The following is a 23122-nucleotide window of genomic DNA, read 5'->3' on the forward strand; positions in this document are numbered from 1 at the left end:
CGGTGCTGCGGCGCGTCCCAAAGGGGCGCGGGGCGGTGACATCGTGCGGCTCCGCCGCGTGGTCGGCGCCCCGTGCGGGGACCGGTAGGCTGGTCACATGTCCGAACCGACCGGTGCCGCCCGCAGGCGCGGGCCCTTCAAGGTCGGGGACCAGGTTCAGCTGACCGACCCCAAGGGCCGCCACTACACGTTCACGCTCGAAGCGGGGAAGAACTTTCACACCCACAAGGGTTCCTTCCCGCACGACGAGCTGATCGGTGCTCCCGAGGGCAGCGTTGTCCGCACCACGGGGAACGTCGCCTATCTCGCGCTGCGCCCCCTGCTCCCCGACTATGTCCTGTCCATGCCCCGCGGCGCCGCCGTGGTCTACCCCAAGGACGCGGGGCAGATCCTGGCCTTCGCCGACATCTTCCCCGGCGCGCGCGTCGTGGAAGCGGGCGTGGGCTCCGGCTCGCTCAGCAGCTTCCTGCTGCGCGCCATCGGCGACCAGGGCATGCTGCACTCCTACGAGCGCCGCGAGGACTTCGCGGAGATCGCCCAGCAGAACGTGGAGCGCTACTTCGGGGGCCCGCACCCCGCCTGGCAGCTCACCGTCGGCGACCTCCAGGACAATCTGTCGGACACCGAGGTCGACCGCGTCATCCTCGACATGCTCGCCCCCTGGGAGTGCCTGGAGGCGGTCTCCAAGGCGCTCGTCCCCGGCGGCATCCTCTGCTGCTACGTGGCGACCACCACCCAGCTCGCGCGGACCGTCGAATCCATCCGCGAGATCGGTTCGTTCAACGAGCCGACCGCCTGGGAGTCGATGATCCGCAACTGGCACGTCGAGGGCCTGGCCGTCCGCCCGGACCACCGGATGATCGGACACACCGGCTTCCTGCTCACCGCCCGCCGCCTCGCGGACGGCGTCGAGCCGCCCATGCGCCGTCGCCGCCCCGCCAAGGGCGCGTACGGCGAGGACTACACCGGTCCGAACGCCGACGGCGCCTCGGGCCGCTGACCCGGTCGGCGCCCACGCCGTCGACGTACCCAACGCACCGCACCTGTGGCCGAGTTCCCGGCAGCACTCCGGAACTCGGCCACAGCGCTCTTCCGCAACTGGGCCACGGCCCCTTTTCGTTGACGTGCCGCCAGAAATCCGGACCCCGCCGTTCCGTGGCACTGTGACGTGTGGCACCATGCTGGCCACTCCACCCCCTCCGTCACGGCCCTCCCAGGAGACGCTCCTAGTGCAGCAACCCGTCGTCCCGGAACTGGCACACACGCACACCCGCCCCATCCACTGGCTCGCCACGGCCACCGCCCTGGCCGGAGTCGTCGCCCTCTCCTCGGTCGTCCAGCCCGGCTCCGCGACAGCGGCCCAGCCAGGCCCCGAGGCGAAGCCCGCCCCGGCCGCGACCGCGCCCCCGAACCCCGCCGATGTCACGTTCCCGATCGAGTGCGGGTCCGCCAAGGTTCTCGTGCAGAAGCAGGCGTCCGGGGACCTCGACGGCGACGGCAGACCGGAGACGGTGGCCGTGGTCCGCTGCGAAGCGGGCATCGGTACTCCGCCCAACGGCGTGTACGTCCTCACCCAGGGTGCGGGGGCAAAGAAGCCCCGCGTCGTGGCCACCCTCGTCGACCCGAAGGACCGCCTGAGCGTCACGGACTTCGCGGTGCGTGACGGCGCCGTCACCGCGACCCTGCTCGGCTACTCCTCGGCCGACGTGCCGAGTTGCTGCCCGGACGTGCAGGACCGGGCCAAGTGGCAGTGGAAGAACGGCACGTTCATCCGCTCGACACCCTCCGGGGCCCAGAGCGTATGAGAAGCATGTGAGAAAAGAGACATGTCGTGACGCGGAGTGCCCCTCGGGTCACTCCGCGTCGGGGCCGTAGACCTCGACCCTGTCCGAAACCCGACGTACGTGGATGCAGTCGCCCGGGCACTCCTTCGCGGAGTCGACGACATCGCGCAGAAGCGTCAGCGGTACGGGCGTTGTGGCGCCCGGAACCTGCAGGAGCTCGTCCTCGGTGCTCTTCACATAGGCCAGGCCGTCGATGTCCAGCTCGAAGACCTCCGGTGCATACTGGGCGCAGATCCCGTCACCGGTACAGAGATCCTGGTCGATCCAGACCTCGAGCGCCTCGCTGTCGGCTTGGGCCTCCTGCTGCACGATCATTTCTCCTGCCGTTTCCTGCGTCGAGCGATCCGAGGACTGGGGAATCGGGCCAGCTCTGACGGGTGTTGAACAGTTCGACCCTACCTCCGTCCGCTTCCCAATCATGTTCGGTGGGTATTCCCCTGGCGTGAGGGAGAGCGCAAGGGTGAAGATCGGACACACCCCGACAGTCTTTGTGATCTAGGGGTTTCAATCGACACCCACCCAGGTAGGGTCTGGAAGCGTCCAGCTCCCCTTGGAGGAGGTGAGGACCGTGGCAGCCCACGACGACGACATGAACCGCGGCATCCGCCCGGGACGAGGGTCCGATGACCCTGCCGGGCAGGTTGCCTACCTTGAGCAGGAGATCGCCGTCCTGCGACGCAAGCTCGCCGACTCTCCGCGGCACACGAGGATTCTCGAAGAGCGGATCGTCGAGCTGCAGACCAACCTGGCCGGCGTGTCCGCACAGAACGAGCGGCTCGCCAACACGCTCCGTGAGGCCCGCGACCAGATCGTGGCCCTCAAGGAAGAGGTCGACCGGCTCGCACAGCCGCCGGCAGGCTTCGGTGTCTTCCTCGTGGCGAACGAGGACGGCACGGCGGACATCTTCACCGGGGGCCGCAAGCTCCGGGTGAACGTCAGCCCCAGCGTGGAGCTCGAAGAGCTCAGGCGCGGCCAGGAAGTGATGCTCAACGAAGCTCTCAACGTGGTCGAGGCCATGGAGTACGAGAGCGTCGGCGACATCGTCACCCTCAAGGAGATCCTTGAGGACGGCGAGCGCGCCCTGGTGCAGGGGCACACCGACGAGGAACGGGTGGTACGGCTCGCCGAGCCGCTCCTGGACGTCGTCATCCGCCCCGGCGACGCCCTGCTTCTCGAACCCCGTTCCGGCTATGTCTACGAAGTTGTCCCCAAGAGCGAGGTCGAGGAGCTCGTCCTCGAAGAGGTTCCGGACATCGGCTACGAGCAGATCGGCGGCCTGGGCAACCAGATCGAACTGATCCGCGACGCGGTCGAGCTCCCCTACCTCTACCCCGACCTCTTCAAGGAGCACGAACTGCGGCCGCCCAAGGGCGTGCTGCTGTACGGGCCCCCCGGATGCGGCAAGACGCTCATCGCCAAGGCGGTCGCCAACTCGCTGGCCAAGAAGGTCGCCGAGGTCACCGGCCAGGCCACCGGCAAGAGCTTCTTCCTCAACATCAAGGGCCCCGAGCTCCTGAACAAGTACGTCGGCGAGACCGAGCGGCAGATCCGCCTCGTCTTCCAGCGTGCTCGTGAGAAGGCCAGCGAGGGCACCCCCGTCATCGTCTTCTTCGACGAGATGGAATCCCTCTTCCGCACCCGTGGATCGGGCGTCAGCTCGGACGTGGAGAACACCATCGTCCCCCAGCTGCTCGCCGAGATCGACGGCGTGGAGGGCCTGGAGAACGTGGTCGTGATCGGTGCCTCGAACCGTGAGGACATGATCGACCCCGCGATCCTGCGCCCCGGACGACTCGATGTGAAGATCAAGATCGAGCGCCCGGACGCCGAGGCCGCCAAGGACATCTTCGCGAAGTACCTCACCCAGCGCCTCCCGCTGCACTCCGACGACCTCGGTGAGCACGGCGGGGACCGGGCGGCCACCGTCCACGGCATGATCCAGACCGCCGTGGAACAGATGTACGCCGAGACCGAGGAGAACCGCTTCCTGGAGGTCACCTACGCCAACGGCGACAAGGAAGTCCTGTACTTCAAGGACTTCAATTCCGGCGCCATGATCGAGAACATCGTGGGCCGCGCCAAGAAGGCGGCCATCAAGGCCTTCCTCGAACAGAACCAGAAGGGCCTTCGGGTCTCCCACCTCCTCCAGGCCTGCGTGGACGAGTTCAAGGAGAACGAGGACCTGCCGAACACCACAAACCCGGACGACTGGGCCCGAATCTCCGGAAAGAAGGGCGAACGGATCGTTTACATCCGTACGCTGGTCACCGGAAAGCAGGGCGCGGACACCGGACGCTCCATCGACACGGTGGCGAACACCGGTCAGTACCTGTAAAAGACAGGGCGGCTGCGGGTGCCCTCCACGGGTACCCGCAGCCGACTGTTTTCCGGGGCACGGCTGGAGCAGAGCAATGACGCAAATGATCTCCCCACCAGCGCAGAGGCGCTCTAGGCTCTTTCGTACCGCCGAGTCGCGCAGTGCGGGGACGGGCACCGCACACGCACCGGAGAACCAGCGGTACTTGAGCAGCGCCCCCGACCGAGGGCGCTGCCGGGCAAGGAGGGCCGCATGACCGTACGGCGAGTAATGGGCATCGAGACGGAGTACGGGATCTCCGTCCCCGGCCACCCCAACGCCAATGCCATGCTCACCTCGTCCCAGATCGTCAACGCGTACGCGGCGGCGATGCACCGGGCGCGCCGCGCCCGCTGGGATTTCGAGGAGGAGAACCCGCTGCGGGACGCGCGAGGCTTCGACCTCGCCCGCGAGGCCGCCGACTCCAGCCAGCTCACCGACGAGGACATCGGCCTGGCCAATGTCATCCTCACCAATGGGGCACGGCTGTACGTGGACCACGCGCACCCGGAGTACAGCGCTCCCGAGGTCACCAACCCGTGGGACGCCGTCCTGTGGGACAAGGCCGGCGAGCGCATCATGGCGGAGGCCGCGGAGCGCGCGGCCCAGCTCCCCGGCGCCCAGCCGATCCACCTGTACAAGAACAACACCGACAACAAGGGCGCCTCGTACGGCACGCACGAGAACTACCTGATGAAGCGGGAGACCCCCTTCTCGGACATCGTGCGCCACCTCACGCCGTTCTTCGTCTCACGCCAGGTCGTCACCGGAGCGGGCCGCGTCGGTATCGGTCAGGACGGGCACGAGCACGGCTTCCAGCTCAGTCAGCGGGCCGACTACTTCGAGGTCGAGGTGGGCCTCGAAACCACGCTGAAGCGCCCCATCATCAACACCCGCGACGAGCCGCACGCGGACGCCGAGAAGTACCGCAGGCTGCACGTGATCATCGGCGACGCGAACCTGTCGGAGATCTCCACCTATCTGAAGCTGGGCACGACCGCCCTGGTCCTGTCCATGATCGAGGACGGCTTCATCGCCGTCGACCTGGCGGTCGACCAGCCGGTCCGCACGCTGCACCAGGTCTCGCACGACCCCACGCTGAAGCGGCTCGTCACGCTCCGCAGCGGACGTACGCTGACCGCCGTACAGCTTCAGATGGAGTACTTCGAGCTGTCGCGCAAATACGTGGAGGAACGGTTCGGGGCGGACGCCGACGACCAGACCAAGGACGTCCTGGCCCGCTGGGAGGACACCCTGAACCGGCTGGAGAACGACCAGATGAGCCTGTCGGGCGAGCTCGACTGGGTCGCCAAGCGGGAGCTCATGGAGGGCTACCGGCGCCGTGACGGCCTCGACTGGGACGCGGCGCGGCTGCACCTGGTCGACCTCCAGTACGCCGACGTTCGGGCCGAGAAGGGCCTGTACAACCGTCTGGCGGCGCGCGGCAAGATGAAGCGGCTCCTGGACGAGCAGGACGTCGAGCGGGCCCGTACCAAGCCGCCGGAGGACACCCGTGCGTACTTCCGCGGGCGCTGTCTGGAGCAGTACGCGGACGACGTGGCGGCGGCCTCCTGGGACTCGGTGATCTTCGACCTGCCGGGCCGGGACTCGCTCCAGCGCGTCCCAACCCTGGAGCCGCTTCGCGGAACGCGTAATCACGTCAAGGAACTCCTCGACCGCTGTCGCACGGCGGAAGACCTGGTCAGGGTCCTGTCAGGCGGCTGAGGGGGCCGCCGGGGCCCTGCGGCCCAGGTGGCGCAACGGGGTGGAAAGACGCGGCGTCCGGGAATCATCGAGGTGGCCCCCGGACGTTGTGACAACTGCGGGGCCGATGTCGGACCCTGCTTGTAGGGTCTGATCAAGAACGTCGAACCGAGCGGGGTGAGGGTTATGGCGACCAAGGACACCGGCGGCGGACAGCAGAAGGCGACGCGTTCCACCGAGGAGGTCGAGGAGCAGGCGCAGGACGCGCAGGTATCGGACGACCTCAAGGAACGCCAGGAGAAGCTGTCGGACGACGTCGACTCCGTACTGGACGAGATCGACGATGTCCTGGAGGAGAACGCGGAGGACTTCGTGCGCTCCTTTGTACAGAAGGGTGGCCAGTAGGCCGCCTTTCCCTTCGATTCGAAGGTTCGATTCGGGAGCGACTGAGCGCCCGAAGGGCTGGGTGTGAAGTGCTGCTCGCGGTGCGGGAGGCCGGACCGCGAGCAGCCTTCGCGCGCGATGCCGTGCGCGAGATATAGGGTGTCGCGCCTTCCATATGGGTTCCGCGTGATCCGTTTGAAAGGTCTCGCAGTTCATGTGGATCACCGCCATGAGACGGGTAGGGTCCGTGGCGTACCGTGCTTCAACTGCAATTCGGCCATCGGCAAGTTGGGAGATGATCCCGACGCTGTTCGTCGGGCTGCCGCCTACTTGGAAGGATCCCCGTGGAAGCCAACACTCGTAGCACCGGGCGTCTACCGGCTGCCTTCCTGACGCCCGGGTCGTCGTCCTTCATGGACTTCCTGTCCGAGCATCAGCCGGAGATGCTGCCGGGCAAGCGGCAGCTGCCGCCCGTCCAGGGCGTCATCGACGCCCCGCACGGCACGACCATCGTCGCCACCACGTTCCCCGGCGGAGTCGTCCTCGCCGGTGACCGGCGGGCCACCATGGGCAACATGATCGCCCAGCGCGACATCGAGAAGGTCTTCCCGGCCGACGAGTACTCGGCGGTGGGCATCGCCGGTACGGCCGGTCTGGCCGTCGAGATGGTGAAGCTGTTCCAGCTGGAGCTGGAGCACTTCGAGAAGGTCGAGGGCACCACCCTCTCCCTGGAGGGCAAGGCGAACCGCCTCTCCACGATGATCCGCTCCAACCTCGCCATGGCCATGCAGGGCCTCGCCGTGGTCCCCCTCTTCGCGGGCTATGACGTGGACCGCGAAAAGGGCCGCATCTTCTCCTACGACGTCACGGGCGGCCGCTCCGAGGAGCAGGGCTACGCCTCCACCGGTTCCGGCTCGATCTTCGCGCGCGGTGCCATGAAGAAGCTCTACCGCGACGACCTGACCGAAGCGCAGGCCACGACCCTGGTCGTCCAGGCGCTGTACGACGCGGCCGACGACGACTCGGCGACCGGTGGTCCCGACGTAGCCCGCCGGATCTACCCCATCGTCACCGTGATCACCGAGGACGGCTTCCGCAGGCTCACCGACGACGAGTCCTCCGAGATCGCCCGCGCGATCCTGGAGCGGCGTCTGGAGCAGCCCGACGGGCCGCGGGCCGCGCTGCTCTGAGCCGGGCCTCTTTTTTATCCAGGTGACCCTGTGACTTCGACAGAAAGGGACGGATAACCGGTGTCGACGCCGTTCTATGTCTCACCCCAGCAGGCCATGGCCGACCGGGCGGAATACGCCCGCAAGGGCATCGCCCGCGGTCGCAGCCTCGTTGTGCTGCAGTATGCCGATGGCATCGTGTTCGTCGGCGAGAACCCGTCCCGTGCGCTGCACAAGTTCAGCGAGATCTATGACCGGATCGGCTTCGCGGCCGCCGGTAAGTACAACGAATATGAAAATCTGCGGATCGGTGGTGTGCGTTATGCCGACCTGCGGGGTTACACCTATGACCGTGATGATGTGACGGCGCGAGGTCTGGCGAATGTGTACGCCCAGACCCTGGGCACGATCTTCTCCTCCGCGGCCGAGAAGCCGTACGAGGTGGAGCTCGTCGTCGCCGAGGTCGGCGAGACGCCCGAGGGCGATCAGATCTACCGGCTGCCGCACGACGGATCCATCGTGGACGAGCACGGGTCCGTCGCGGTGGGTGGTAACGCCGAGCAGATCAGCAGCTATCTGGACCAGCGTCACCAGGACGGTATGTCGCTCGCGGAGGCGCTGAAGCTGGCGGTGCAGTCGCTGTCGCGGGAGCCCAACGGCGGCGAGCGGGAGATTCCCGCGGAGCGCCTGGAGGTCGCGATCCTGGACCGGACGCGTCCGCAGCAGCGCAAGTTCAAGCGGATCGTCGGGCGTCAGCTGGCCCGGCTGCTGGAGGCGGGTGGCGCGGAGACCGCCACGGAGGCCGAGGACGCCGAAGACGAGGAGTGAACCCTCGACTTTGCCCTGCCCGCCGACTGCCGGTGGGTGGGGCGGGGCCGTGCCGGTACATCCAGGCCGTCGCCGCCGGATCAGACGTCGCCCCATGGGGAGCCGTTTCCAGATCCGGACGTATGCGACGGGCTTTGGATGTACCGACACGGCCCCTTCTGCGTATGAGCGACTGCGGGTTGGTGGGGGCTTGGGGGTGTCCGGCTAGCGTGGTGGGGCTGTGGAGCCTCGTACGACCAGGTGGACCGGGATGTCGCCCACAGGAGGTGTTCGGCCGTCCAGGACGGCAAGGAGGGCTCCCATGCCGCGTTCGCCGAACAGTTCCGCGTCCAGGCGGACCGTGGTCAGTTCGGGGTCGATGGCGCGGGCCAGGGCCAGGTCGTCCAGGCCCGTGACGGAGAGGTCGCCGGGGATGTCGAGGCCCAGGCGGCGGGCCGCCTTGTAGGCGCCTGCCGCGAGTTTGTCGTCGTCGCAGACCAGGGCGGTGGGCCGGGCGCCGGGGGCGGTGAGGGCCGCCTCCGCGGCGGACAGGGCGTCCTCGATGGAGATCGGGGCTCGGGTTGTGCGCAGGTGGGTGCCGGGGACCCGGTTCAGCCGCGCGGCCAGTTCTCGGGCGCGTACCTCGAAGGTCCAGGACGGGATGTCCGCGGCCAGGTGGAGGAAGCGGCGGTGGCCCAGTGCCAGGAGGTGCTCGGCCACCTGGCGTACGCCGTCCCTGATGTCGAGATTGACCGTCGCCGCCCCCAGGCTGCCCTCCGGGTCGCTGTCCAGCATCACCAGGGGGAGCTGGTCGCCGCGGATCGCCGTGAGGGCGTCGGCGGCCATGGAGGAGGCGATGACGCCGTCCAGGGCGGCCGCCGCCGAGCCGAACGGGTCGCGGGCGGGGCCGACGCCCTCGGGGGAGGGGTACAGGACCACGCCGAAGCCGTGTTCCGCGGCGATGCGGGCCGCTCCCGTGTACACGCCGGCGAAGAACTCGGTGGTCAGCGCCGGGACCACCAGGAGCACGGTGCGGGTGCGGCCCAGGCGGAGGTTGCGGGCGGCCAGGTTCGGGCGGTAGCCGAGCTCCTGGGCGGCCTCGCGGACGCGTTCCGCGGTCGTCTCGGAGACCCGGCCGCGCCACTTGTCGCCGAGCACCAGGGAGACCGCGGCCTGGGAGACCCCGGCGGCCTGCGCGACGTCACGGCTCGTGGGGCGCGTACTACCTCGTGCCACCGGCGACCTGCTCCTTCGTCTGGACTCGCGGACTGGGCACATGGTACGTATGACCCAGGACGTTATACGTAAAACCTCGTGAGGGGCCGTCGGACGTCACGCGCTACCGGAAGGGCACGACATGGCCGCGGGATACCTGGAGATCCTCAGGGCGAGGCACGCCGCACGGCTGCTCGCCGGCACGCTCACGGGGCGGCTGCCGAACGCCACCGCCGCCATCGCCGTCGTGCTCTTCGTCCGGGCGCAGGGCGGGACGTACGGCCTGGCCGGTGCCCTCGCGGCCGTGTACGGGGTGGGCAACGCCGTGGGGCAGCCGCTGCTCGGGCGGCTGGTGGATCTGTACGGGCAGCCACGTGTCCAGTTGCCGGCCGCGCTCGTCTCGGCCCTCGGGATGGGCGTCTTCGCGTTCTCGGGCACCGACCCGCTGCCGGTGGCGTATCTCTCGATGGTCGTCGCCGGGCTCTTCACACCGCCCCTGGAGGGCGGTCTGCGGGCGCTGTGGCCCTCCGTCCTGCGCGGGCAGGAGCAGGTGCACACCGCGTACGCGATGGACGCCGTGGCGCAGGAGGTCATGTTCACCGTCGGACCGCTGCTGCTGACCCTGTGCGCCTCGCTCTGGTCCGCCCGGGCTGCCCTGCTGATCCTGAACGTCATCGGGGTGCTGGGCGCCCTCTCCGTGGTTCTCTCGCCGCCCTCGCGCGCGTGGCGTTCGGCACCGCGCGAGGCGCACTGGCTCGGCGCGCTGCGCTCGCCCGGGCTGCTGGCGCTGCTCGGCGCGTTCCTGTTCGTGGGGATCGCGCTGGGCTCGATCACGGTCGCCGCGGTGTCGTACGCCGACGATCACGGCGGGGACGCGGTCTACGGCTGGTTGATGGCGGCCCTGGGCCTCGGCGCGCTCGTCGGCGGTACGGCGTACGGGGCGCGGCGGTGGACGGGGACGCCCGAGCGGCGACTGCGTGCGCTCGTCGCTCTTCTGGCGGTGTGTTACCTCCCGCTCATGCTGATGCCGGGAGCGGTCGCCATGACGGCCCTCACCGCGCTCGCCGGGGTCTTCCTGGCACCCTGCATCGCCTGCGCGTTCATCATCGTGGACCGGCACGCGCCGAGGGGCACCGTCACCGAGGCGTTCTCCTGGCTTGTGACGACGTTCACCGTGGGCGCGTCGGTCGGAACGGGCCTCGCGGGACCCGTCGTCGAGCGGGGCGGGGCGGTGTGGGGCTTCGCCGTACCGGGTGTCGCGGGGGCCGCCGCACTGGTGGTTCTGCTGGCCACGGGGCGGGTCCTCGCAGCTACCGGGGACGGCGATGTTGTTGCGGTCTCATCGGAAAATGATCCAAACCGTGCTGTCGAACCCCGTTTCAGCTCGGGGGATCGGGCGTAATGTTCAGTCATGGACCGCCGCATTTTCGGGCTGGAGAACGAGTACGGCGTCACGTGTACGTTCAGGGGACAGCGGCGCCTGTCTCCCGACGAGGTGGCGCGGTACCTCTTCCGCCGTGTCGTGTCATGGGGCCGCAGCAGCAATGTCTTTCTGCGGAACGGTGCCCGCCTCTATCTCGACGTGGGATCACATCCGGAATACGCGACACCCGAATGTGACAACGTGACGGAACTCGTCACCCACGACAAGGCCGGCGAGCGCATTCTCGAAGGACTCCTGGTGGACGCCGAACGACGCCTGCACGAGGAAGGAATCGCGGGCGACGTCTACCTGTTCAAGAACAACACCGACTCGGCGGGCAACTCCTACGGGTGCCACGAGAACTATCTGGTGGCCCGGCACGGGGAGTTCTCCCGGCTCGCGGACATTCTCATTCCCTTCCTGGTCACCCGGCAGCTGCTGTGCGGTGCCGGCAAGGTGCTGCAGACTCCGCGCGGTGCCGTGTACTGCGTGAGCCAGCGCGCCGAGCACATCTGGGAGGGCGTCAGCTCGGCGACGACCCGCTCCCGGCCGATCATCAACACCCGCGACGAACCGCACGCCGACGCGGAGCGCTACCGCCGGCTGCACGTCATCGTCGGTGACTCGAACATGTCCGAGACCACCATGCTCCTCAAGGTGGGTGCCACCGACCTCGTGCTGCGCATGATCGAGGCGGGCACGGTGATGCGCGACCTCACCCTGGAGAACCCCATTCGGGCGATCCGCGAGGTCAGCCACGACATCACGGGCCGGCGCAAGGTGCGCCTGGCCAGTGGCCGGGAGGCCTCCGCGCTGGAGGTGCAGCGCGAGTACTTCGAGAAGGCCGTGGACTTCTGTGAGCGCCGCGGCATCCGTACCGGCACGGTCGAGCAGGTGCTCGAATTGTGGGGCCGTACGCTCGACTCGATCGAGGCGGAGGACCTCGACCGGATCGGTACCGAAATCGACTGGGTCATGAAGTACCAGCTCATCGAGCGGTACCGCGCCAAGCACAACATGACGATGTCGCACCCGCGGGTCGCCCAGATAGACCTCGCATATCACGACATCCACCGTCGTCGTGGCCTGTACTACCTGCTGGAAAGGAAGGGACAAGCCGCCCGGATCTGCAATGACTTGAAGATCTTCGAGGGCAAGTCCGTGCCGCCGCAGACCACTCGGGCCCGGTTGCGCGGGGACTTCATCCGGCGCGCTCAGGAACAGCGCCGCGATTTCACCGTCGACTGGGTCCATCTCAAGCTCAACGACCAGGCACAACGCACGGTGTTGTGCAAGGACCCGTTCCGTTCCGTGGACGATCGGGTGGAGAAGCTGATCGCGGGAATGTGACGCGTCGCGTTCCGGACGTGGTTCCGGTACGCAACGCGGGGCGCCGTACGTTTTCCGTACGGCGCCCTTCTCACGTCGTAGAGTTGCGCGCACGCCATCAACCAAGATCGATCGATACGAGGCCCCCACCGTGCGCCGACGCTCCCTCCTCATTGCCGTACCCGCCGGACTGGTCACCCTCGCCGGATGCGGTGACGACAAGTCGGACAAGGCCAAGTCCAGCAGCAGTAGCAGCCCGTCCCCTTCGGCCTCCGCTTCGTCGTCTTCGGCGCCGCCGCCGAAGATCGTCGACGGTCCGCTGCCGGGCATCACCGCCGGGACGAAGTTCGGCGAGAAGCCGACCGTTGCCAAGGGCAGTGGTGACCCGTCGAAGGACCTCGCGGTCAAGACGGTCATCGCGGGCGGCGGGGCGACGGTCGTGGAGAACGACTACATCCAGGCCAACTACCTCGGCCAGGTCTGGGACACCGCAAAGGTGTTCGACAACTCCTACGACCGTAAGACGTCGCTGGTCATCCAGCTCGCGCAGGGCGGCATCATCGACGGCTGGCGCTACGGCCTGGTGGGCAAGAAGGTCGGCAGCCGCGTCGAGATGTCCGTGCCGCCCACCTGGGGCTACGGCACGCAGGGCAACACGCAGGCGGGCATCAAGGGCACCGACACGCTGGTGTTCGTCGTCGACATCCAGAACACCTTCAGTGCGACGAGCTCCGCCAAGGGCAAGGACGTCGCGCAGAACGACGCCGCGCTCCCCAAGGTCGGCACCAACACCGACGGCAAGGCCCCCTCCATCGACGTACCGAAGGCGACGGCGCCGACGAAGCTGGTGGCGAACTACGTCATCGAGGGCGACGGCGACGAGGTCGCGGCCGACAGCAGTGTGCTGGTGCAGTACAAGGGCGTGCTCTGGGACACCGGCAAGGAGTTCGACTCCACGTACAGCAGGAACTCGCTGACCTCGTTCTCGCTCCAGCAGGTCGTCAAGGGCTGGGCGCAGGGGCTGACGGGCAAGAAGGTCGGCAGCCGTGTGCTCATCGTCATTCCGCCGGTCCTGGGCTACGGCGACAATCCGCCGAGCGGCAGTGGCATCAAGAAGGACTCCACGCTGGTCTTCTCGGTGGACATCCTGGCGAAGATGTAACGCCTGCGGGGATGTGAGAGTGTCGGTGTTGCCTCAAGGCCTTTACGCGAACAAGCAGGAGCTAGAGACGTGAGCATCGAGAAGCCCGAGATCGACTTCCCGGGCGGCGAGCCCCCGGCGGACCTCGAGATCAAGGACCTCTGGGAGGGAGACGGCCCGGTCGCCAAGGCCGGCGACTTCGTCAAGGTCCACTACGTGGGCGTGGCCTTCTCCACCGGCGAGGAGTTCGACGCCTCCTGGAACCGCGGCACCCCGCTGGAGTTCCAGCTCGGTGTCGGCCAGGTCATCAGCGGCTGGGACCAGGGCGTGCAGGGCATGAAGGTCGGCGGCCGTCGCCAGCTGACCATTCCCGCGCACCTCGCGTACGGCGACCGCGGTGCCGGCGCCCGCATCGGCCCCGGCGAGACGCTGATCTTCGTCTGCGACCTGGTCGCGGTCTGACATCGAAGGTCGGGAACCGGTTCCCGGTCGGACGACCTCGGGGACCGGTTCCGCATCCTGGGTTGTGGTCGATCTTCGTACACCGTGCGATCAAGAAGTGACCAGAGCTGATCATCTGGGGTCCATGCCTGTGCAGGCATGGACCCTCGGCTTTTGCCGCGACACTCCGGAGCGGTACGGTCATCGGTCGGAAGCACCATAGGGAAGGGCGTCGATGGCCATTGCCAAGGCCGAGCGGCTGATGAACCTCGCGCTGTGTCTGCTCGGGACGCGGCGGCCGCTCAGCAAGCGCGAACTGCGCGACTCCATCGAGGCCTATGTCGAGGCCTTCAGGCCGGGCAGGGGCGCGGCTGGCTCGGACGACTCCTTCAACCGGATGTTCGAGCGCGACAAGGACGATCTGCGCGAGCTCGGCCTGGTCATCGAGACGGTGGAGAACCTCGACGGCGAGGTCGGCTACCTCGCCCGCCGCGACAGCAACCGGCTGCCGCCCATCACCCTCGACGCCGAGGAGGCCGCCGCCCTCGGCCTCGCCGCCAAGGTCTGGCAGCAGGCCCGGCTGGCCGGTGCCGCGAGCGGTGCGTTGCAGAAGCTGCGCGCCGCCGGGCTCCCCGAGGACGTCGACCCCTACGAGGCCCACGGCGCCCTCGAACCGCACATCCCCGTGCACGAGGCGGCCTTCGAGCCGCTGATGCTGGCCTGCCGCGACCGCCGCCCCGTCGTCTTCGAGTACCGCAAGGCCACCGCCGCGCACCCCGAGACCCGTCAGGTCGAACCCTGGGCCCTGGAGTGCTGGCGCGGCCACTGGTACCTGGCGGGCTGGGACCGCGACCGCGGCGCCGAGCGTGTCTTCAGGCTCTCTCGGATCACCGGCAAGGTCCGCGCCCGCGCCGGGCGCTACACCGTCGAGGTGCCCGACGTCGTCACCGTGCGCGAGACCGTCGCGAGCTGGGCGGGCGAGATCACCGACCGCTCCGCGCGGATCCGGCTGCGCACCGGCTCCGGCTACCCGCTGCGCGCCAAGGCCGTCTCCGTACGGGAACTGGGGGAGGGCTGGGACGAGTTGGAGATTCCGTACGGGCACGGCCTGGACGCCTGGCTCGTCGAGTTCGGGCCCGACGTGGTGGTTCTGGAGCCCGCCGAACTGCGGGCCGACGTCGTGGACCGGCTGCGCGCCGTGGCCAAGGGCTGAGGGGGAACGTAGGAAAGTGGCAGGAAAACCGGCCAGGCCCACGAACGCGATCGACCAGACCCGGCGGATGCTCTCCCTGGTGACCTATCTGCGCGAGCGCCCCGGCGCTCGCGTCGGTGACGTCGCCCGCGCCTTCGGGATCACCGAGGACGAGCTGATCTCCGACCTCGACGTACTGCCGCTGTGCGGGACCAGCTTCCGCGGCGGCGATCTGCTGGACATCGACACCGACGGCGACCGGATCTGGTGGCACAACCCCGACGATGTCGCGGAGCCGCTGCGCATCGCCGCCGACGAAGCGACCGCGCTGCTCGTGGCCGCCCGCGCGGTGTCCACGCTGCCCGGGCTGCGCGAGGGCGACCGGCAGGCCCTGCTGCGCGCCACCGCCAAGGTGGAGGCCGCCTCGGGCGAGGCGGCGGGCGCCAGCTCCCGGCTCTCGGTGACCTTCGAGTCCGAGGGCGGGGTCTTCGCGGACGTCGACCGCGCGATCTCCGAGCGGCGCCGGCTGTGGATCCGCTACTACTCACCCTCGCGTGACGAGCTCTCCGAGCGCGAGATCGACCCGATCCGCCTGGTCAGCGTCGGCCACACCTATGTGGAGGCCTGGTGCCGCCGCTCCGAGGCGCGCCGCACCTTCCGGCTCGACCGGGTCGCCGAGATCCGCATCCTCGACGAGCCCTCCGCGCCGCCCGAGATCGAACTGCGCGACCTCTCCGAGGGGCTTGTGCAGCCCGCCGCCGAGGACCCCGAGGTGGTCGTCGAGGTCGGTCCGGGCGGGCGCTGGGTCGCGGAGTACTACCCGCACGACAGCGCGGATGAGCTGCCGGACGGCGGGCTGCGTATTACCTTGCGGACCCCCGACCCCACGTCGCTGCGGCGGCTGGCGCTGCGCCTGGGCCGCGACGGCCGGATCGTGTCGCCGCCGGAGCTGGCCGACAGCGCCCGCCGGGCGGCTCGCGAGGCACTCGCGGCCTACGACGGGCCAGAGGGAGTTCAGGACGGACCGTACGACAGGCAGGAGCAGGGGCTTTGACCACGTCGTCGATGTCTGGTGCGTCGGAGAGGACCGGTGCCCAGGAGCGGGCCGCCGGCTCGGCGAAGGCCGGGGTCGGGTCCGGGGCGGGTGGCGGGGAGCAGGCCGGTGCGTCGGTGGGCGCGGCGGAGATGACGGTGGTGACCGCGTTCGCCGGGATGCGCCGGGTCGCCGATGTGCTGTTCAAGGCCGGCTGCCCCGACTGCCGGGCCCGTCTGGAGCTCAGGGCGAGCGCCCTGATGCTGGCCATCGGCGCCTCCAGCCGCACCACCTTCTACTCCTTCACCTGCCCCGAGTGCGGCTCGGCCGTCCGCAAGCCCGCGGGGGAGCGGATCGTCGAACTCCTCACCGGCGGCGGGGTGCGCACACTGCGTCTGCACTCGACGCTCTAGGCTCGGCGTCATGTTCTGGCCGATGTTCGCGATCGCTGTGGGTTTTCTGGGAATCGCCGTCCTCGGCGTGCTCGCCATCCGTGTGTTCGTGGAAGCGGAGCGTCTGGGAAGGCAGGTCACGGATGCCGCGCGCCGCATCAACAGCGCGGCCGACGACCTGGAGCGGGCGACCGTCGGCGCGGCGCGCTCCGCGGATTCCCTGTGACCTTCACCGGATCCCGGTATGAGTCTTCCAAGGGTTGCGCAATGAGTCACTTGAGCCTGTCACCTTGTCGGTGAGGGCAGGTACGCTTCACATCGCGGTCCGGAGAACGAGGCGCGGGCCGCGAACTGGGAGTACGCACAGGGATTGCCCCGCGTTCACCCCTGAGCGTTACGATCGCTGTCAACACGACGATCGGACACATGTCCGGCCGATCGGACAGCACCCCGACCCAGCCGCCTCGGTGAGAAGGTAAAGACTTATGTTCGGAAGGCTCGGAGCTCCCGAGATCATTCTCATCCTCGTCGTCATCATCCTGCTGTTCGGCGCGAAGAAGCTTCCGGACATGGCGCGCTCTCTCGGCAAGTCCGCGCGCATCCTGAAGAGCGAGGCGAAGGCGATGAAGGACGAGGGCAGCAACCCCGCCCCGGCCGGCCCGCCGAACGCGGACGAGCAGACCCCGGCTCAGCGCACCATCCAGGCCGCGCCCGGCGACGTGACCAGCTCGCGCCCGGTCACCGAGCCCACGGACACGACCAACAAGCGCTGACGCAGGGCCGGACGCCTCCGGCCCGCCGCACGAGATGAGGACGTGGGTTGCTCAACTCTGCCCGCAAGAAGGAGAAGGATCCCGAGGGACGGATGCCCCTTGCGGAGCACCTTCGTGAGCTCCGCAACCGGCTCGCGAAGGCCGTCCTGGCCATCGTTGTCGTCACGGTCGTCGCTGCCTTCTACTACAAGAACATCATCGAGTTCTTCACGAACCCGATTCTGGATGCGGTGGGGTGCAAGTCCAGCTTCTCCGACTTGGCCCAGCAGCGGAGCGGTACCTGCGCCCGCATCGTGCTCAACGGTCTGCTGACGCCGTTCACGCTCGCGCTCAAGGTCTCGCTGATGGCCGGTGTGATCTTCGCCTCACCGATCTGGCTGTACCAGCTGTGGGCCTTCATCGTTCCGGGTCTGCACCGGCACGAGAAGAAGTACGCGATGGCGTTCGTGGGTACGGGCGTCCCGCTGTTCCTGGGCGGTGCCTTCTTCGCGTACAAGACGCTGCCGACGATGGCGACCGTGCTGCTCGGCTTCTCGCCCGCGGACCTCGACAACCAGCTGCCCCTCGACGACCTGCTCGACCTGATCGTCCGCATGGTGCTCGTGTTCGGTCTCTCCTTCGAGCTGCCCCTGCTCCTGGTCATGCTGAACCTGACCGGGGTGCTCACCGGCAGACGCATGCTCAGCTGGTGGCGCGGGATGATCATGGGCATCACGGTCTTCGCGGCCGTGGCCACCCCCAGCACCGACCCGCTGACCATGCTGGCGCTGGCCGGACCGATCTGGGTGCTGTACTTCGTGGCGACCGTCTTCTCGTTGTTCAACGACAGGCGCAAGCGGCGCCGCGAGGCCGAGGGCCCGGCCGACGACGAGGCCTCCGACCTCGACCTCACGCCGGAGGCCATCGGCGAGGTCGAGTCCGTGGCGGCCAGTCGGGCCATACCCGAGCAGTCGACCGGGGACCGGGTCAACGGCTATGACGACGTGACCTGACGTGACCTGAGCTGACCGATCCGCTGCCGCGGGACGAACGACTGACGAGTGTGGCCCACCAGTGCTGACTGGTGGGCCACACTCGTCAGTGAGCCATTGAGCCATTGAGCCATCGCGAAGAGTGGTCGCCCTCGCCGTCGAGGTGGGGGCCGCTGTCAGGCCGACCGGCGAAAAGCCGGGCGAAGGTGCCCGCGGGCCGGCTGCCGGACCGTCGACCCGGTGTTGAGCTGCGGGATTCTCGCTCCCGTCGGCTCTGATCCGGATATTGATCGTCCTGTTGTCAGTGGCGGCCGGTAGTCTCGAAAGCACGATGACAGAGGACCTCTCACCGGCCGAGCGGTATGCGGCAGCACGCAGGCGCGCTGTCGAGCAGGCCACCGCGCTCGCTTCCTTCCGCGAGATGTACGACTTCGGCCTCGACCCCTTCCAGATCGAGGCCTGCCAGGCACTTGAGACGGGCAAGGGTGTGCTCGTGGCCGCGCCCACCGGCTCCGGCAAGACGATCGTCGGCGAGTTCGCCGTCCACCTCGCCCTCCAGCAGGGCAAGAAGTGCTTCTACACCACGCCGATCAAGGCGCTCTCGAACCAGAAGTACGCCGATCTGTGCCGCCGTTACGGCGCGGACAAGGTCGGTCTGCTCACCGGTGACAACAGCGTCAATTCCGATGCCCCGGTGGTCGTCATGACCACCGAGGTGCTGCGCAACATGCTGTACGCGGGTTCGCAGACCCTGCTCGGCCTCGGCTACGTGGTCATGGACGAGGTGCACTACCTCTCGGACCGCTTCCGCGGCGCCGTCTGGGAGGAAGTGATCATCCACCTCCCCGAGTCGGTGACCCTGGTGTCACTCTCGGCGACGGTGTCGAACGCGGAGGAGTTCGGCGACTGGCTGGACACCGTGCGGGGTGACACCGAGGTGATCGTCTCCGAGCACCGGCCCGTGCCGCTGTTCCAGCACGTGCTGGCCGGGCGCCGGATGTACGACCTCTTCGAGGAGGGCGAGGGCAACAAGAAGGCGGTCAACCCCGACCTCACCCGGCTGGCCCGCATGGAGGCCAGCCGTCCCTCGTACCAGGACCGCAGACGCGGCCGCGCCATGCGCGAGGCCGACCGGGAGCGCGAGCGCCGGCAGCGCTCGCGGATCTGGACACCGGGCCGGCCCGAGGTCATCGAACGGCTCGACTCCGAGGGCCTGCTGCCCGCGATCACGTTCATTTTCAGCCGCGCCGCCTGCGAGGCCGCCGTCCAGCAGTGCCTGTACGCGGGCCTGAGACTGAACGACGACGAGGCACGCGCCAGAGTGCGCGAGCTCGTCGAGGAGCGCACCGCCTCCATCCCCCCCGAGGACCTGCACGTCCTGGGCTACTACGAGTGGCTGGAGGGCCTGGAGCGCGGCATAGCGGCCCACCACGCGGGCATGCTGCCCACGTTCAAGGAGGTCGTCGAGGAGCTCTTCGTCCGCGGCCTGGTGAGGGCCGTGTTCGCGACCGAGACTCTGGCGCTGGGCATCAACATGCCGGCCCGCTCGGTGGTGTTGGAGAAGCTCGTCAAGTGGAACGGCGAGCAGCACGCGGACATCACACCCGGCGAGTACACCCAGCTCACCGGCCGTGCCGGGCGTCGCGGCATCGATGTGGAGGGCCACGCCGTCGTGCTGTGGCAGCGCGGCTTCAGCCCGGACCATCTGGCGGGACTGGCGGGCACCCGCACCTACCCGTTGCGCTCCAGCTTCAAGCCCTCGTACAACATGGCGGTGAACCTGGTCGAGCAGTTCGGCCGGCACCGCTCGCGGGAGCTGCTCGAAACCTCCTTCGCGCAGTTCCAGGCCGACAAGTCGGTCGTCGGGATCTCCCGGCAGGTGCAGCGCAACGAAGAGGGGCTCGAAGGCTACAAGGAGTCCATGACCTGCCACCTCGGGGACTTCGAGGAGTACGCGCGGCTGCGCCGCGAGCTCAAGGACCGCGAGACGGAGCTGGCCAAGCAGGGCGCGGCGCAGCGGCGCGCCGAGGCGGCCGTGGCGCTGGAGAAGCTCAAGCCCGGTGACATCATCCATGTCCCGACCGGCAAGTTCGCGGGCCTGGCACTGGTCCTCGATCCGGGGCTGCCGGCCGGCCGGTCCAACGGCCACCGGGGTTTCGAGCACCACGACGGCCCGCGTCCGCTGGTCCTCACCGCCGAGCGCCAGGTGAAGCGGCTGGCCTCGATGGACTTCCCGGTGCCGGTCGAGGCACTGGAGCGGATGCGCATCCCGAAGTCCTTCAATCCGCGCTCCCCGCAGTCCCGTCGCGACCTCGCCTCGGCGTTGCGCACCAAGGCCGGGCACATCGTCCCCGACCGGCTGCGCAAGAGGCGCTCCGAGGCGGCCGACGACCGCGAGATCGCCCGGCTGCGCACGGAGATCCGCGCCCACCCCTGCCACGGGTGCAACGACCGTGAGGACCATGCCCGTTGGGCCGAGCGGTATCACCGGCTGCTGCGCGACACCAAGCAGCTGGAGAACCGTATCGAGGGCCGCACGAACACCATCGCCCGCACCTTCGACCGGATCGTCGCCCTCCTCACCGAGCTGGACTACCTGCGCGGCGACGAGGCCACCGAGCACGGCAGACGGCTCGCCCGGCTGTACGGCGAACTGGACCTGCTGGCCAGCGAATGCCTGCGCGCCGGAGTCTGGGAAGGACTCGATCCGGCCGAACTCGCCGCCTGCGTCTCGGCGCTGGTGTACGAGTCCCGGGTCGGCGACGACGCCATGGCGCCGAAGCTGCCGTCGGGCAAGGCCAAGGCCGCGCTCGGCGAGATGGTCCGCATCTGGGGCCGCCTCGACGCCCTGGAGGAGGACTTCCGGATCACCCAGACCGAGGGTGTCGGCCAGCGTGAACCGGACCTCGGCTTCGCCTGGGCGGCCTACGAATGGGCCTCGGGCAAGGGCCTCGACGAGGTGCTGCGCGAGGCGGAGATGCCCGCCGGTGACTTCGTCCGCTGGTGCAAGCAGGTCATCGACGTCCTGGGCCAGATCTCGGCCGCCGCGCCCGTCTCCGGCGGCGAGGGCACGACGGTCGCGAAGAACGCCCGCAAGGCGGTCGACGGCCTGCTGCGCGGGGTGGTCGCCTACTCGTCGGTGGGCTGAGCCGAGCCCGGTCGCTCCTGGTGCGCCGCCCCGCTGTCGGGGGCGGCGCACTTCTGTGCTCCGGTACGTGGGTCACCCGGGCCGGGACTGCGGCGGCTCAGCCGCGTGCCCGGAGGTAGCCGCGCCAGCCGCCGTACCGGGTGATGTCCTCGGCGCCTTCGAGAGCGCCGGGCTCGCACAGGAAGCCGGGCACACACGTGCCGTCGGCGAGTTCGACCCGGCCCAGTGCCATCGGCCGGGGCAGCTCGGCGAGCAGGCGCCCGAGACCTTCGGCGGGCAGCCGCCACACCTCGGCCTCGATGGCGGCCCCGCCCTCGCCGATATGGACCAGGCCCGGCTTGGGCGGGGTGGTGGAGAGCGCGTGCAGACGATAGCCGGGCGCCGTTGTGGTCGTACGTTCCAGCCGGGCGCCCAGGGCGAGGAGCTGGGGGTTCAACGGCTGGCCGGACAGGTGGGCGCCGACCACGGCGACACACGGCTCGGGCCGCAGCAGCGTGGCGATGCGGGCGAGGCGTTCGTCGGTGAAGGCGGGGCCGATCAGCATGACGCCGAAGGGGAGGGCGGCGGGCGTGAGACCGGCCGGGACGGCTACGGCCGCCAGGTCGAAGAGGTTCGTGGAGTTGGTGAAGCGGCCCAGTCGGGCGTTGGTGCCCAGCGGGTCGGCGGCGACCTCCGCGAGGGTGGGGTGGCCGGGTGCGGTCGGCAGCAACAGGGCGTCCGCGTCGCCGAGTTCGGCGAGCGCCCGCAGGCGCAGCGCGGCCAGCCGGTCCTGGTCGGCGAAGAGCTGGTGGGCCGGGATGTCCCGGGCGCGGGTGATGATCCCGGCGACGGTCGGGTCGAGATCCGCGTCTCCCTCGGCGAGCAACTTGTCGACAAAGCTGCCCACCGCCGTGTAGCGCTCGGCGACGAACGCGCCCTGGTAGAGCATCGCCGCCGCCTCGGTGAACGGGGTGAGATCGAGCGTGCGCAGCTCGGCCCCGGCCGTGACGAGCTGCGCCACGGCGGCCTCGTACGCCTCCGCCCAGCCCTCGTCCAGCTCGCCGAGCTGTGCCGTCGGGGGGACGGCGACGCGCCACGGGCCGGGGGTGCGCGGGCGGAGCGCCGGAAGCTCGCGTCCGGACGGGGACGCCATGTACGCGAGGGCCTGCTCGGCCTCCGGGAGCGTACGGGCGAAGACGGTCACACAGTCGAGTGAGGCGCAGGCCGGGACGACACCGGTCGTCGGGACGACGCCGCGGGTCGGTTTCAGGCCGACGATGCCGTTGAAGGCGGCGGGGACGCGGCCGGAGCCGGCCGTGTCGGTACCGAGGGCGAGGTCGACGACACCGAGGGCCACCGCCACGGCCGATCCCGAGCTGGAGCCGCCGCTGATGCGGGCCGGGTCGAGTGCGCCGCGCACGGCGCCGTGCGGGGAACGGGTGCCGACCAGGCCGGTGGCGAACTGGTCCAGGTTCGTGGTGCCCAGGACGAGTGCGCCGGCCGCGCGGAGGCGGGCGACCGCGGGGGCGTCGCCCTGCGGGGTGTACGCGTAGGCCGGGCAGCCGGCGGTGGTGTTCAGGCCCGCCACGTCGATGTTGCCCTTCACGGCGAGGAGCTTGCCGGCCAGGGGGAGGTGTTCGCCCGCGGCGAGGCGGGCGTCGATGGCCTGGGCTTCTTTCTCGACCTCCGGCCGGGGGCGGAGGTCGATCCAGATCTCGGGGCGGTCGACGGCTTCGATGCGGGTGTACGCCATGCGGACTCGGGTGAGGGTGGACATGGGTTGCTCCTGGTTCTTCGACTGCGGGCCGGCGGGCACACACC

General features: G+C 69.2%; 21 protein-coding genes and 1 pseudogene. 19 read left to right on the plus strand and 3 right to left on the minus strand.

Going from position 1 to position 23122, the window contains the following annotated elements; genetic code table 11:
- The first annotated feature begins 97 nt into the window (after window positions 1–97).
- Together RV986_RS41055 and RV986_RS41060 are read left to right on the plus strand one after the other, a co-directional pair.
- Window positions 98–1000 (plus strand): tRNA (adenine-N1)-methyltransferase, encoded by a 903-nt coding sequence (locus tag RV986_RS41055; protein ID WP_475922252.1) that lies wholly within the window; start codon window positions 98–100, stop codon window positions 998–1000.
- Between the two features lie 229 nt (window positions 1001–1229).
- The gene (locus tag RV986_RS41060) at window positions 1230–1805 is read left to right on the plus strand and encodes a hypothetical protein (RefSeq protein ID WP_475922253.1); all 576 of its coding nucleotides are present in this window, start codon (window positions 1230–1232) and stop codon (window positions 1803–1805) included.
- 48 nt (window positions 1806–1853) lie between these two features.
- Here the strand turns inward: RV986_RS41060 and RV986_RS41065 are convergent, their stop codons facing one another.
- Window positions 1854–2159, minus strand: coding sequence for a ferredoxin (locus tag RV986_RS41065; RefSeq protein ID WP_475922254.1), 306 nt, complete (start codon window positions 2157–2159; stop codon window positions 1854–1856).
- 253 nt (window positions 2160–2412) lie between these two features.
- Between RV986_RS41065 and arc the strand changes: the two genes are divergently transcribed.
- The 6 genes and pseudogenes from arc (at window position 2413) to prcA (ending at window position 8285) form a co-directional block, all read left to right on the plus strand.
- Window positions 2413–4179 carry a proteasome ATPase gene (arc, locus tag RV986_RS41070; RefSeq protein WP_475922255.1) on the plus strand — a complete coding sequence of 589 codons (1767 nt, stop codon included), beginning with the start codon at window positions 2413–2415 and terminating at the stop codon, window positions 4177–4179.
- A 234-nt stretch (window positions 4180–4413) separates the two neighbouring features.
- Window positions 4414–5925: a depupylase/deamidase Dop gene (gene dop / locus RV986_RS41075; RefSeq protein WP_475922256.1), complete on the plus strand. Its 1512-nt coding sequence runs from the start codon at window positions 4414–4416 to the stop codon at window positions 5923–5925.
- Window positions 5926–6090: 165 nt separating this feature from the next.
- Window positions 6091–6309 carry a ubiquitin-like protein Pup gene (locus RV986_RS41080; RefSeq protein WP_060902297.1) on the plus strand — a complete coding sequence of 73 codons (219 nt, stop codon included), beginning with the start codon at window positions 6091–6093 and terminating at the stop codon, window positions 6307–6309.
- Between the two features lie 156 nt (window positions 6310–6465).
- Window positions 6466–6681 (plus strand): annotated as a pseudogene (locus RV986_RS41085) (endonuclease domain-containing protein); the annotation flags it as partial.
- The gene (prcB, locus tag RV986_RS41090) at window positions 6633–7478 is read left to right on the plus strand and encodes a proteasome subunit beta (RefSeq protein ID WP_475922257.1); all 846 of its coding nucleotides are present in this window, start codon (window positions 6633–6635) and stop codon (window positions 7476–7478) included. The pseudogene RV986_RS41085 and the gene prcB, both read left to right, overlap by 49 nt.
- Window positions 7479–7538: 60 nt before the next feature.
- The gene (gene prcA, locus RV986_RS41095; protein ID WP_475922258.1) at window positions 7539–8285 is read left to right on the plus strand and encodes a proteasome subunit alpha; all 747 of its coding nucleotides are present in this window, start codon (window positions 7539–7541) and stop codon (window positions 8283–8285) included.
- Window positions 8286–8489: 204 nt separating this feature from the next.
- On the opposite strand, the gene RV986_RS41100 is transcribed toward prcA, so the two are convergent.
- Window positions 8490–9500 (minus strand): LacI family DNA-binding transcriptional regulator, encoded by a 1011-nt coding sequence (locus RV986_RS41100; protein WP_475922259.1) that lies wholly within the window; start codon window positions 9498–9500, stop codon window positions 8490–8492.
- Between the two features lie 121 nt (window positions 9501–9621).
- Between RV986_RS41100 and RV986_RS41105 the strand changes: the two genes are divergently transcribed.
- From RV986_RS41105 to RV986_RS41155, 11 genes are all read left to right on the plus strand, one after another.
- Window positions 9622–10881, plus strand: a complete 1260-nt coding sequence (locus tag RV986_RS41105; protein WP_475922260.1) for an MFS transporter — start codon at window positions 9622–9624, stop codon at window positions 10879–10881.
- Between the two features lie 9 nt (window positions 10882–10890).
- Window positions 10891–12252: a Pup--protein ligase gene (pafA, locus tag RV986_RS41110; RefSeq protein ID WP_475922261.1), complete on the plus strand. Its 1362-nt coding sequence runs from the start codon at window positions 10891–10893 to the stop codon at window positions 12250–12252.
- Between the two features lie 130 nt (window positions 12253–12382).
- On the plus strand, window positions 12383–13393 hold the full coding sequence (locus RV986_RS41115; protein ID WP_475922262.1) for an FKBP-type peptidyl-prolyl cis-trans isomerase: 1011 nt from the start codon (window positions 12383–12385) through the stop codon (window positions 13391–13393).
- Between the two features lie 69 nt (window positions 13394–13462).
- Window positions 13463–13834 (plus strand): FKBP-type peptidyl-prolyl cis-trans isomerase, encoded by a 372-nt coding sequence (locus RV986_RS41120; protein ID WP_475922263.1) that lies wholly within the window; start codon window positions 13463–13465, stop codon window positions 13832–13834.
- 214 nt (window positions 13835–14048) lie between these two features.
- Window positions 14049–15026 carry a helix-turn-helix transcriptional regulator gene (locus RV986_RS41125; protein WP_475922264.1) on the plus strand — a complete coding sequence of 326 codons (978 nt, stop codon included), beginning with the start codon at window positions 14049–14051 and terminating at the stop codon, window positions 15024–15026.
- 16 nt (window positions 15027–15042) lie between these two features.
- Complete coding sequence (locus RV986_RS41130; protein WP_475922265.1) at window positions 15043–16059, plus strand: helix-turn-helix transcriptional regulator; 1017 nt, start codon at window positions 15043–15045, stop codon at window positions 16057–16059.
- Between the two features lie 131 nt (window positions 16060–16190).
- Complete coding sequence (locus RV986_RS41135) at window positions 16191–16451, plus strand: hypothetical protein (RefSeq protein WP_475924617.1); 261 nt, start codon at window positions 16191–16193, stop codon at window positions 16449–16451.
- Window positions 16452–16461: 10 nt separating this feature from the next.
- Window positions 16462–16656 (plus strand): hypothetical protein, encoded by a 195-nt coding sequence (locus RV986_RS41140; RefSeq protein WP_475922266.1) that lies wholly within the window; start codon window positions 16462–16464, stop codon window positions 16654–16656.
- Window positions 16657–16915: 259 nt separating this feature from the next.
- A complete protein-coding gene (gene tatA, locus RV986_RS41145; protein ID WP_475922267.1) occupies window positions 16916–17203 on the plus strand; it encodes a Sec-independent protein translocase subunit TatA in 288 nt (95 codons plus the stop codon).
- A gap of 47 nt (window positions 17204–17250) precedes the next feature.
- On the plus strand, window positions 17251–18195 hold the full coding sequence (gene tatC / locus RV986_RS41150; protein WP_475922268.1) for a twin-arginine translocase subunit TatC: 945 nt from the start codon (window positions 17251–17253) through the stop codon (window positions 18193–18195).
- A gap of 265 nt (window positions 18196–18460) precedes the next feature.
- Window positions 18461–21322 (plus strand): DEAD/DEAH box helicase, encoded by a 2862-nt coding sequence (locus tag RV986_RS41155; RefSeq protein ID WP_475922269.1) that lies wholly within the window; start codon window positions 18461–18463, stop codon window positions 21320–21322.
- Between the two features lie 97 nt (window positions 21323–21419).
- Here RV986_RS41155 and atzF read toward each other — a convergent pair whose 3' ends face one another.
- Window positions 21420–23117 (minus strand): allophanate hydrolase, encoded by a 1698-nt coding sequence (atzF, locus tag RV986_RS41160; protein WP_475924618.1) that lies wholly within the window; start codon window positions 23115–23117, stop codon window positions 21420–21422.
- Window positions 23118–23122: the final 5 nt, after the last annotated feature.

The sequence above is a fragment of the Streptomyces sp. RLA012 genome, from assembly GCF_056270325.1.

Excerpts from the sequence above, each read along its gene's own strand:
- RV986_RS41055 (WP_475922252.1), top strand. The coding sequence starts at position 98 with ATGTCCGAACCGACCGGTGCCGCCCGCAGGCGCGGGCCCTTCAAGGTC.
- RV986_RS41065 (WP_475922254.1), bottom strand. The coding sequence starts at position 2,159 with ATGATCGTGCAGCAGGAGGCCCAAGCCGACAGCGAGGCGCTCGAGGTC.
- dop (WP_475922256.1), top strand. The coding sequence starts at position 4,414 with ATGACCGTACGGCGAGTAATGGGCATCGAGACGGAGTACGGGATCTCC.
- RV986_RS41080 (WP_060902297.1), top strand. The coding sequence starts at position 6,091 with ATGGCGACCAAGGACACCGGCGGCGGACAGCAGAAGGCGACGCGTTCC.
- RV986_RS41105 (WP_475922260.1), top strand. The coding sequence starts at position 9,622 with ATGGCCGCGGGATACCTGGAGATCCTCAGGGCGAGGCACGCCGCACGG.
- pafA (WP_475922261.1), top strand. The coding sequence starts at position 10,891 with ATGGACCGCCGCATTTTCGGGCTGGAGAACGAGTACGGCGTCACGTGT.
- RV986_RS41125 (WP_475922264.1), top strand. The coding sequence starts at position 14,049 with ATGGCCATTGCCAAGGCCGAGCGGCTGATGAACCTCGCGCTGTGTCTG.
- RV986_RS41135 (WP_475924617.1), top strand. The coding sequence starts at position 16,191 with ATGACGGTGGTGACCGCGTTCGCCGGGATGCGCCGGGTCGCCGATGTG.
- RV986_RS41140 (WP_475922266.1), top strand. The coding sequence starts at position 16,462 with ATGTTCTGGCCGATGTTCGCGATCGCTGTGGGTTTTCTGGGAATCGCC.
- tatA (WP_475922267.1), top strand. The coding sequence starts at position 16,916 with ATGTTCGGAAGGCTCGGAGCTCCCGAGATCATTCTCATCCTCGTCGTC.